General features: G+C 72.1%; 8 protein-coding genes. 3 read left to right on the top strand and 5 right to left on the bottom strand.

Annotated features, from left to right (window positions below; all coding sequences use genetic code 11):
• Positions 1–87 precede the first annotated feature (87 nt).
• From ABZ873_RS32790 to ABZ873_RS32770, 5 genes are all read right to left on the bottom strand, one after another.
• Positions 88–906 carry an endo alpha-1,4 polygalactosaminidase gene (locus tag ABZ873_RS32790; RefSeq protein ID WP_360880070.1) on the bottom strand — a complete coding sequence of 273 codons (819 nt, stop codon included), beginning with the start codon at positions 904–906 and terminating at the stop codon, positions 88–90.
• Positions 903–1589, bottom strand: coding sequence for a spherulation-specific family 4 protein (locus ABZ873_RS32785; protein ID WP_360880067.1), 687 nt, complete (start codon positions 1587–1589; stop codon positions 903–905). The genes ABZ873_RS32790 and ABZ873_RS32785 overlap by 4 nt, the downstream gene beginning before the upstream one ends.
• A complete protein-coding gene (locus ABZ873_RS32780; RefSeq protein ID WP_360880064.1) occupies positions 1586–3124 on the bottom strand; it encodes a hypothetical protein in 1539 nt (512 codons plus the stop codon). The genes ABZ873_RS32785 and ABZ873_RS32780 overlap by 4 nt, the downstream gene beginning before the upstream one ends.
• The gene (gene pelF, locus ABZ873_RS32775) at positions 3121–4650 is read right to left on the bottom strand and encodes a GT4 family glycosyltransferase PelF (RefSeq protein ID WP_360880061.1); all 1530 of its coding nucleotides are present in this window, start codon (positions 4648–4650) and stop codon (positions 3121–3123) included. Before pelF ends, ABZ873_RS32780 begins: the two co-directional genes overlap by 4 nt.
• 91 nt (positions 4651–4741) lie before the next feature.
• Positions 4742–6772, bottom strand: a complete 2031-nt coding sequence (locus tag ABZ873_RS32770; protein ID WP_360880058.1) for a hypothetical protein — start codon at positions 6770–6772, stop codon at positions 4742–4744.
• 347 nt (positions 6773–7119) lie between these two features.
• On the opposite strand from ABZ873_RS32770, the gene ABZ873_RS32765 reads away from it, so the two are divergent.
• The 3 genes from ABZ873_RS32765 to ABZ873_RS32755 form a co-directional block, all read left to right on the top strand.
• The gene (locus tag ABZ873_RS32765) at positions 7120–8670 is read left to right on the top strand and encodes a leucyl aminopeptidase (protein ID WP_360880055.1); all 1551 of its coding nucleotides are present in this window, start codon (positions 7120–7122) and stop codon (positions 8668–8670) included.
• A gap of 294 nt (positions 8671–8964) precedes the next feature.
• Positions 8965–10353 (top strand): dihydrolipoyl dehydrogenase, encoded by a 1389-nt coding sequence (gene lpdA / locus ABZ873_RS32760; RefSeq protein WP_360880052.1) that lies wholly within the window; start codon positions 8965–8967, stop codon positions 10351–10353.
• 54 nt (positions 10354–10407) lie between these two features.
• A partial coding sequence (locus ABZ873_RS32755) for a biotin/lipoyl-containing protein (protein WP_360880049.1) occupies positions 10408–10748 on the top strand: 341 nt, incomplete at its 3' end.

Raw genomic sequence — 10748 nt, 5'->3', positions numbered from 1 at the left:
CGGGCTGTACGGGATCCAGCGCATCCACCTGCTCGGCAATGTGATGGTGCTCGCGGGCGCCGGCGTGGCCGGCGAGGCTGGATTTGGTCACGGGCAAGTGCGGCGCCAGGCGTCCAAGTCGTAGTGTTTCTGGATCGAGCTCAGTTTCAGTGTGCGTGAGCGGCCGCAGAAGCGGGAGGGCGGGAGGTCGTACTCCGCGTGGAAGACCGCCTTGCCCGCTTCGATGAAGGGGGTCAGCCGGTCGCATTCCTCGTACTCCGCGCACTGCTCGTTCACCGCGAAGTCGAAGTCGCCCACCAGCTGCGGGATCTGGTCCAGGTCGTTCTTGAGGCCCACCGACATCCCCCGGTCGTGCGCGAGCCGGGCGATCAGCCGGTTGTAGCGGAGCTGGTCGTCCCCGGTGAGGGGGAAGCCGGAGGTGTTCGCGTAGCCGTCCATGTTGTCCGGCTCCACCGCGTCGAAGCCCTTCTCGCGGCACATGTCCATCCGCTTCGCCATCAGCGGCTCCAGCTCCTTCACCCGCCGGATGTCCAGCCACCGCTCTCCCTCCCAGCCGTTGCCCCTGCCGAGCAGGTCCTTGGGGAAGGCGCCCGCGTCGGGGCGGAAGTCCTCCCAGGCGCCGGTGGAGAGGTAGCAGATCGTCTTGCGCCCGGCCTTCTTGAGCGTCGCGACCTGCTCCTTGCTCGTGTTGAAGCCGTCCACGTCGTAGACGGGGGCCTTCACCGAGGTGTCGAGGCGGCCCGTCAGCTGCCACTGCCAGGCCGTGCCCGGCGGCGGCTGCCAGCGCTGCCCGGGGGCCAGTTCCGGCCAGCGGACCGGCTCCTCGTCGTCGTCCGGCGAGGAGGTGCACCCCGCGAGCAGCAGAAGGAGCAGGGACAGCGCCGACGCGAGGGTACGTTTCCTCATCCCGCCTCCTCCAGCGCGTACGGCAGGGTCCCCCACGGATGCGGCCCGCTCCCGGGCACGGCGCAGTGCACGCCCGCCCCGCGCTCGCTGGCCAGCTCCCCCGCCAGCCGGGCCGCGAGGGCCCCCGGCGGGACCGCGTACACCAGGTGGCAGAACCGGTGCGCCGGATGGTCGGCGGTCCAGGACGGCACGGCCTCCGCCTCGCGGTAGGCGTCCCAGGGGCCCTCGAAGGTGACGAGGAGGTCCGCGAGCCGGGCGTAGCCGGGGTGCGGGTGGACCCCGTGGTTGAGGACGAGCGTGCGGGCGCCCGCCGCGCGGGCGGCGACGGCGAGCCGCCCGTAGTGCGGGAGCAGGTCCGGGTCGGCGGACGCCTGGTCGAGGAAGGCCCCGTCGGCGGCGTACCAGTCGCGGTGGCGCAGCAGGTCCTGCACCACCGCGGCGTGCGGGCGCCGCCCGTAGTCGGTGTCGGTGTAGCCGAGTACGGGCACCCCCGCGTCCCGCAGCCGTGCCGCGACCTGCGCGAAGCGTTCGTCGGGGGCGGAGCCGGGGCCGTTGCCCGGGTTGAGCACCACCGAGTGGAGCCGGTCGGCGCAGTGGATGAGCCGGTCCCAGAACTCGGGCCGGTCGGCGGGATGCTCGTACAGGGGCACCAGCAGCATGGGGTCCTTCTTCTCGTGCGTCATCGGTGGGCGGTGGCCCGGCCGAGGAACAGGCAGACCAGGACGGCCAGGGCCGCGGCGGCCGTGCCGGCGACCGCCAGCTGGACCACGCGCGGCTGGCCGATCCCGGTCAGCAGGGCCAGGCTCTGGGCGACGGCGGCCGAGGCGCAGACGACGGCCGCGGGCCGGACCGCGCCGAAGGACTGCAGGAGCAGCCCGCTCCACATCACGGCGCCGAGCAGCAGGAGGGTGGCGACGCGCACCCCGGTGAGCCCGGGGGCGCCCGGCCACAGCAGGGTCCCGGTGAGCCCGAGGGCGAGCAGGACCGCCAGGTAGAGGGTGAGGCAGCGGGCGAGGGTACGGAGCATGCGCCGCCGGAAGGCCCGGGGCGAGCGGGCTCCGCGCAGCCCGGACAGGGTGCCGCTGCGGAAGCGGTGGAGCAGCCATTCGGCGGGGCCCATGCTGAGGGTGAGGGCGACGGCCGAGGGGGCGGCGACCGCCTCGGCGGGGCCTCCGGCGAGGACTTCGCCGAGGGCGGCGTAGAGCACGAGCAGGCCGGTGCCCAGGCCGAAGACCCCGAAGGGCACCGAGTCCCCGAGCCGTGGCCCGCGTACGGCGTACTCCTCCTCGGCGCCGCGCAGCATCCGCCAGCGCACGGGGCCCCGGCCGGGACGGCGGGCGGTGAGGCCGCGGATCCGGGCGGCGGTGGCCCGTACCCCGTCGGCGACGGGCAGTTCCCGGACGGCGAGGGCGCAGGCGGCCAGCAGGGAGACGAGGAGCAGGGCCACGCGCAGCGGCACGGGCAGGTCCACGAGGAGGACGAGGACGGCTCCGGCGGCCATCGGCGCGAGCGCGGCCAGCAGGACCCGCTCCCGGCCGAGGACGAGCAGGACGGTGGCGGCGCCGACGTAGCACGCCTGGCCGGCGGCGAAGGCGTAGGAGAAGGGCGGTCCGCCGGGCACGGTGAGGGCGGCGGCGGTGCCGAGCAGGGCTCCGGCGGGGGCTCCGACGAGCAGGGTGCGCCCGGCGGCGGCCCGGTCGCCGAGGCCGAGCCAGGAGTAGGCGCGGTGGGAGAGGGTCTGGTCCCAGACCCAGCCGATGAGGGCTCCGGCGAGCAGGGTGAGGGTGCCGGCGGGCAGGCCGAGGCGGTCCTGCGGGCCTTCGAGGAGGGGGGCGCCGAGCAGGTAGGCCAGGCCGGGCAGGGCGAAGATCACCCCGCGCAGCAGGCAGGCGGAGAGGGACACCTTCCAGGGGTCGGCGGCGGGGCCCGGCTCCGGGAAGGAGCGGGGCACGCGGGCGTAGAGCTCCTCGGCAAGGGCGAAGGAGTCCTGGCGGCCGTAGGTGAGCCGGATGTACTCGTCGTTCATGCCGTCGGATTCGAGGACGGCGGCGATCTCGTCGGGGTGGACGGCGGCGGCGATGAACACGCCGAGCCGGGCGGCGAGTTCGTCCAGCGGGTCGGCGGCGGGCCCGGGGTCGTCGCCGGTGCGGGGCCGCGGGACGGCCGGGAGGGTGCCGGAGGAGGCTCCGGGGGGCCGCAGCCAGAGGGATCCGCTCACCAGGGGCTCCTGTCCGTGGCGAGTTCGCGGTACCAGGGGTCCGCGAGCCGCTGGGTCCAGGGGTCGTCGGCGTGCACGGGCAGCACGGGCTGGCCGGCGAGTTCGCGGTAGATGTGCCGGAAGCCGTCCACGGACTGGTGGAGGGTGAACTTCTCCACGACCCGGCGGCGGGACATCCGGCCCAGTTCGGCGCGGCGGGCGTCGTCGCGCAGCAGGGCGAGGGTGGCGCGGGCCATGGTCTCGGGCTCGCGGGGCGGGACGACGAGTCCGGTGTCCCCGACGGCCTCGCGCACGCCGCCGACGTCGGTGGAGACGGTGGTGCGCCCGCAGGACATGGCCTCGATGATGCTGAACGGGAAGCCCTCGCTGATGCTGGAGAGCATGACCACGGAGCCGGCCGCGTAGGCGCCGGCCACGTCCTCGATGCGGCCCTCGTAGGTGATGCCGTCGGTGACGCCGAGTTCGGCGGCCAGCTTCTCCAGGCGCGTCCGGTACTCCTCGCAGCCGGCCGGGACGGGCCCGAAGAGGCGCAGCCGCAGGGCGGGCAGTTCCCGGCGCATGAAGGCGTAGGCCCGGATCAGGGTTTCGAGGTCCTTGATGGGGTCGATGCGGCCGCACCAGCTGAGGGTGGGCACCTCGGGCTCGGGGCCGGCCTCGGGGAAGGCGTGCGGGTCGACGCCGTTGTAGACGGTGCGGATGCGTGTGGAGTCGGCGCCTCCGCGTTCCTCCCAGCGGCGGTTGTACTGGTTGCAGGGGGTGATGAGGTCGGCCTGCCGGTAGCCCTCGGTGTTGAGCTCGCGGTAGAAGCCGAGCATGAGGGCCTTGACGGGCCAGCGCTGTTCGGCGGTGCGGTAGCCGAGGTAGCGCTCGCGCAGGTAGATGCCGTGCTCGGTGAGCAGGAAGGGCACCCCGTCGAGGTATTTGGCGGCGAGCGCGGGGAGGGTGGCGAGGCCGCTGCTGACGGCGTGCGCGACGCTGTCGGGCGGGATGCGCACGCTGAGCGGGCGCAGGGCGTGTTCCAGCAGGTCGGTGGCGGTGAGCGCGTCGTGGATGGTGGGCGCGGCCGCGGCGGTGGTGAGGCCGGGGCGGGTCCAGACGTCCATGAGCAGGCGCAGAACCGATTCTGAGCGGAGGGCGGGCGCGAGTTTCCCGCCGCGGGCGAGGAAGGCCAGTTCGCGCAGCGCGGTGGAGAAGTCGTGGCGGGCGCCGCCGCCCGCGGGGTCGAGCAGGGTGAGCAGCAGGCTCTCGTAGACCTCGGTGAAGCGGCGCAGGGCCCGGCCGCGCAGCCGCTGTCCGCGCCGCCCCTTGGCCGGGGGCGGTCCCCAGAGCGGGACGGCGGTGTGCCGGTAGACGTTGCGCGGCAGTTCCCAGGTGACCGGCTCCCGGCCGGAGCCGGTCAGGGCTATGACGTTGAAGTCGACCTCGGGCATGCCGCGGACGAGCTGGTCGCACCAGGTGCTGACGCCTCCGTGGACGTGCGGGTAGGTGCCTTCGGTGAGCATGGTGACATGACGCCCATGACTCATGCGGTGTGTCCCCCCAGGACGGAAAAGGGGCCGGCGCCCGGCGGTGCGGGGCGCCGGCAGCAGGTGGTGCCGGTGGTGTGGTGCGGGTGGGTCAGCTGGGCAGCTTGAGCGTGACGGCGCTCTGCATCAGCTCGGGTGCCGTCCAGGCGGAGCGGCTGCCGGCGTAGGCGGTGCCGAAGTCGGCGGTGCCGAGCAGCATCTGCTTCTTGGTGCCGTTGGGGGCGGTGACCGGGGCGGTGACCCCGGAGGGCGCCTTGACGGTGACGTCCTTGCCGATGCGGTAGGCGGTGACCTTGCCGTCGGCGAGTGCCTTGTCCCAGGCGGCGCGGCGCTGGAGCTCGACGCCGGTGTCCTTCATGGACTGGTTGACCAGGGGGGCGCTGGGCGCGTAGAGGGCCCGGTAGGTGTCGAGGACCTTGTTGAGCACGGGGTAGAGGGTGCGGTCCTCGGCCAGGTTGGACTGGTGGACGTAGTGCGGGCGGGGGTCGTTGGCGAGGACGTGGCGCAGGGCGGTGCGGGCCTCGGCGGGGACGATGTAGTCCACGTAGCCGGTGTTGACGTCGAGGGGGGCCGGCAGGCAGGTGGAGGTGGCCGGGTTGTCCTCGCAGACACCGCTGCCGCCGTGGGCTCGGCTGGTGTAGATCCAGTTGTACTCGTCGGCCATCTCGGCGTTGGTGCCCGTGTTGTAGTACACGTTCATCGGGTGCCGGGGGACGGTGAGGGCCGCGCCGACGGCGCGCTGGTCGGGCTCGCGGGAGTTGTCGCTGCCGGCCCACTTGACGCCGTTGTCGGCGAGGGCGCCGGCCAGGTTGGGGTTGTCGGCGGGCTGCTGCGGGGCGGTCCTGAGGCCGGAGTGCTCGCCGGTGACGAGCTCGGTCCGGTCCAGGGTGATGCCCTTGGCGGCGGCCCAGTTGTTGTTGTCGCGGATCTGGGCGGAGATCTCGGCGCGGCTCATGTACTGGATCGCACCCTGGGCGTTCTTGGTGCAGGTCCACGGGGTGACGGCGGTGTTCTGCACGCAGCCGAGGAACGGGTGGGTGTAGGTGTGGTTCATCCAGCGGTACTTGGCGCGGTCCGCGACGAGCTGGGCGGTCATCGCGTCGACCCCGCCGTTCTCCGCCTTCCACTCCTCGCCGGCGCCGCCGTTGAAGAGCATGTCGAGCTTGAAGTCCTTGGAGGTCTGCCACTGCGCCGCGTACACGGCGTCGGCGGCGCTCATCCGGATCGTGCTCTCCTTGCCCTCGCCGCCGGCGCAGGCGTAGTCGCCCGGGGTGCAGTTCAGCTCCTTGTTCCAGCGGGCGTCGGGGGCGAAGACGTCGTCGACGTGGACCGCGAAGTAGCTGCGGCTCTGGCCGAGGTGCACCCCTTGCGTCAGCCAGTCGACGATGCCGCGGGCCAGCAGCCGGAACTGCTGCTGGTGCTGGTTGTAGCCGAAGGTGACCACGAGCTCGCTGCGGCCGTCGTGGGTGTACTCGCCGACCAGGGAGGCCCGGCCGGAGCCGACGGGCGCGTCCACGTAGCTGGTGTAGCCGGGGCGCGGCTTGCCCATGAAGCCGTAGCTCTCGGGGACCAGCGGCGAGTTGTCCTCGAAGGCGACCTGTCCGCCGAGGTAGGCGAAGGGCCCGGCCTTGCCGGCGGCGGTGACCGCGGCCTGGGTGCCGTCGAGCTGGCCGCTGTAGCCGCCGTTGTCGGTGTACTCCAGGCCGACGCCCGGGTGCGCCCAGGTGTAGGCGTCGACCTGGCGGATCCCGTACGCCGTCTCGTAGGAGGCGAGCGCGGCCATCTCGGCCGAGCCCTCCCCGAAGGGGTTCTCGTTCGGCAGGACGACGCCCTGGTACTTGGCGCGCGGCCGGCCGTCGACGGTGTCGCTGAGGAACGCCGCGTTGATGACGGGGCGGCTCGCGCTGCCCAGCTGGACGCGGGTGTACGGCACTCCGGTGTCCCGGAGCTCCGCGGTGATGGCCTCGACCGAGCTGCCGCCGTCGTCGACGACGAGCACCTTGAGGTCGATCCGCGGTGGTGTCGCGGCCGCCGTGGCGGTCGCGGCGGGTACTGCCACGGATACCAGGGCGGCCGCCGCCATGACGGCGGCCAGCCTGTTCATCCGGTTCTTGTGGACCATTTCGGCCTTTCCCCCCGCAGGCGTCCCTCGACGCGGCCTCAGGCGGTGTGCCGGGCCGTGGGAGGCTCTGTGGAAATCATGCAAAGGGACCCCGCGTCCCCTTGCGAGAGTGGACCGAGTCTTTCGGACCTCGTGAGGTCCGTGAGGCAAACCTGGGGCAGAGTCCACAGATGGGTGAACCTGATGGCCGCTTGATCGAACACCCTGCCAAACCTTCGAGTGACGTACGGACGAGGACGTGCGCGTAGGCTCGTTGCCGGCGGCCGTCGGGCCCCGAATACGATCGCTACGGACGGCCGTCCACCCACTCGGCCCACACACACAAACGGAAGCGAGACTTCACCACCGTGACTGCTCTGACTCTCAGCACTGCCGGTGCCGCGACGCTGCGCGCCGACGTCCTCGTCGTCGGTGTCGCGAAGGGCCCGAAGGGCCCCGTCCTCGCCGCCGGCGCCGAGGCCGTGGACAAGGCGTACGACGGCAAGCTCGCCGGTGTCCTCGACGCGCTCGGCGCCTCGGGCGCCGAAGGCGAGGTCACCAAGCTGCCGGCCCCGGCGGCGGGCCTCAAGGTCCCGGTCGTGCTGGCGGTGGGCCTCGGCTCCGTCCCGGAGAAGGAGGAGTCGTTCGACGAGGAGGTGCTGCGCCGCGCCGCCGGTGCCGCCGCCCGCGCCCTGCACGGCACCAAGAAGGCCGCCTTCGCGCTGCCCCTCGACGACGCCTCGGCCGTCACCGCCGTGGCCGAGGGCGCGCTGCTCGGCGCGTACACCTTCACCGCGTACCAGGGCGGCGAGAAGAAGGCCGGCAACGGCAAGGGCTCCGCCAAGGACTCCGGCCCGAAGCAGCCGCTCGCCGAGGTGCTCCTCGTGGGCGCCAAGCCGCGCGACAAGGAGCACAAGGCCGCGGTCGAGCGCGCCACCGTCGTGGCCACCGAGGTCAACGTCGCCCGCGACCTGGTGAACACCCCGCCGAACGACCTGACCCCCGAGGCGTTCGCCGCCGTGGCCTCCGCGGCCGCGAAGGAGAACGGCGTCAAGGTCCAGGTGCTGGACGAGAAGGCCCTGGTCAAGGGCGGCTACGGCGGCATCATGGGCGTCGGCAAGGGCTCCGAGAACCCGCCGCGCCTGGTGAAGCTCACCTACACCCACCCCAAGGCGGAGAAGACCCTGGCCTTCGTCGGCAAGGGCATCACCTACGACTCGGGCGGCATCTCCCTCAAGCCGGCCGGCCACAACGAGACGATGAAGTGCGACATGGCCGGCGCCGCCGCCGTCTTCGCCTCCGTGGTCGCCGCCGCCAAGCTCGGCCTGCGGGTCAACGTCACCGGCTGGCTCGCGCTCGCCGAGAACATGCCCTCGGGCTCCGCCACCAAGCCGGGCGACGTGCTGCGCATGTACAGCGGCAAGACCGTCGAGGTCCTGAACACCGACGCCGAGGGCCGCCTGGTCCTGGGCGACGCGCTGACCAAGGCGTCCGAGGAGAACCCGGACGCGATCGTCGACGTGGCCACCCTGACCGGCGCGATGGTGCTGGCCCTGGGCGACCGTACCTTCGGGATCATGGCGAACGACGACGCCTTCCGTACCTCGATCCACGAGATCGCCGAGGAGGTCGGCGAGTCCTCCTGGCCGATGCCGCTCCCCGCCGAGCTGCGCAAGACCATGGACTCCCCCACCGCGGACATCGCGAACATGGGCGTCCGCATGGGCGGCGGCCTGGTGGCCGGCCTCTTCCTCCAGGAGTTCGTCGGCGAGGGCATCACCTGGGCCCACCTCGACATCGCCGGCCCCGCCTTCCACGAGGGCGCGCCGCACGGCTACACCCCCAAGGGCGGCACCGGCTCGGCCGTGCGCACCCTGGTCCGGCTGGCCGAGCGCACCGCCACGGGCGACCTGGGCTGACCCCCGCGAGTGTGACGTGCCGCACCCCGGGACCGCTCCGGTCCCGGGGTGCGGCTCCGCCACCACGGATTCCGTAGGTTTCTACGCGGTGGTAACCATCACTTCGGCATCACTTCGGACAGAACGCCCTGTCACATCGTGGGCCCGGCGTCCCGCACTCCCCCGACAAATGCGAAGATGGGTTCTCGGCAGGACAGGGCCCCCACCACAGGGCCGAAGATACAAGCGGCCGATTACCAGCCGCCGCCCGGTCACAGAGGACCGGTGCCCGGCGCACAGCATGGAGGACGTGACGTGGCGAACGACGCCAGCACCGTTTTCGACCTAGTGATCCTCGGCGGTGGCAGTGGCGGTTACGCCGCGGCCCTTCGCGCCTCGCAGCTGGGTCTCGACGTTGCGCTGATCGAGAAGAACAAGCTCGGCGGCACCTGCCTGCACAACGGCTGCATCCCCACGAAGGCTCTGCTGCACGCGGGCGAGATCGCGGACCAGGCGCGCGAATCCGCCCAGTTCGGCGTGAAGGCCACCTTCGAGGGCATCGACGTCGCGGGGGTGCACAAGTACAAGGACGAGATCATCTCGGGCCTGTACAAGGGCCTGCAGGGCCTGGTCGCCTCCCGCAAGGTGACGTACATCGAGGGTGAGGGCCGCCTCTCCTCGCCGACCTCCGTCGACGTGAACGGCCAGCGTGTCCAGGGCCGCCACGTCCTGCTCGCGACCGGCTCCGTGCCGAAGTCCCTGCCGGGCCTGGAGATCGACGGCAACCGCATCCTCTCCTCGGACCACGCGCTGGTCCTGGACCGCGTGCCCGAGTCCGCGATCATCCTGGGCGGCGGCGTCATCGGCGTCGAGTTCGCCTCGGCGTGGAAGTCCTTCGGCTCCGACGTGACCGTGATCGAGGGCCTCAAGCACCTCGTGCCCGTCGAGGACGAGAACAGCTCCAAGCTGCTGGAGCGCGCCTTCCGCAAGCGCGGCATCAAGTTCAACCTCGGCACCTTCTTCGACAAGGCCGAGTACACGGAGAACGGCGTCCGCGTGACGCTGGCCGACGGCAAGACCTTCGAGGCCGAGGTGCTGCTGGTCGCCATCGGCCGCGGCCCGGTCTCGCAGGGCCTGGGCTACGAGGAGCAGGGCGTCGCGATGGACCGCGGCTACGTCCTCGTCGACGAGTACATGCAGACCAACGTGCCGACCATCTCGGCCGTGGGTGACCTCGTCCCGACCCTCCAGCTCGCGCACGTCGGCTTCGCCGAGGGCATGCTGGTCGCGGAGCGTCTGGCCGGTCTCAAGACCGTCCCGATCGACTACGACGGTGTCCCGCGCGTCACGTACTGCCACCCCGAGGTCGCTTCCGTCGGCATCACCGAGGCCAAGGCCAAGGAGATCTACGGCGCGGACAAGGTCGTCGCCCTCAAGTACAACCTGGCGGGCAACGGCAAGAGCAAGATCCTCAAGACTGCGGGCGAGATCAAGCTCGTCCAGGTCAAGGACGGTGCCGTGGTCGGCGTCCACATGGTCGGTGACCGGATGGGCGAGCAGGTCGGCGAGGCCCAGCTGATCTACAACTGGGAGGCCCTGCCGGCCGAGGTCGCGCAGCTCATCCACGCGCACCCGACCCAGAACGAGGCGATGGGCGAGGCCCACCTGGCCCTGGCCGGCAAGCCGCTGCACTCCCACGACTGATTCGTCACGGGCGCGACGACCACTTCCGCACTTTCGTAAGGAGCAACAGAAACCATGTCGGTTTCCGTAACCCTTCCGGCGCTCGGCGAGAGCGTCACCGAGGGAACTGTCACCCGCTGGCTGAAGGCCGAGGGCGAGCGCGTCGAGGCCGACGAGCCGCTGCTCGAGGTCTCGACCGACAAGGTCGACACCGAGATCCCGTCGCCCGTCGCCGGCATCCTGGCGTCGATCAAGGTCGCTGAGGACGAGACCGTCGAGGTCGGCGCCGAGCTGGCCGTCATCGACGACGGCTCCGGCGCCCCGGCCGAGTCGGCCGCCCCGGCCCCATCGGGAGAGGGTCGGGGTGGGGACGTGTGTGATTATGGCGGGGGGGGTCAAGGGGGGGGGCGGGTGGG

It is taken from the genome of Streptomyces sp. NPDC047014, from assembly GCF_040644195.1.
Classification (GTDB): Bacteria; Actinomycetota; Actinomycetes; order Streptomycetales; family Streptomycetaceae; genus Streptomyces.
This window is presented reverse-complemented; position numbering and strand designations above follow the sequence as displayed.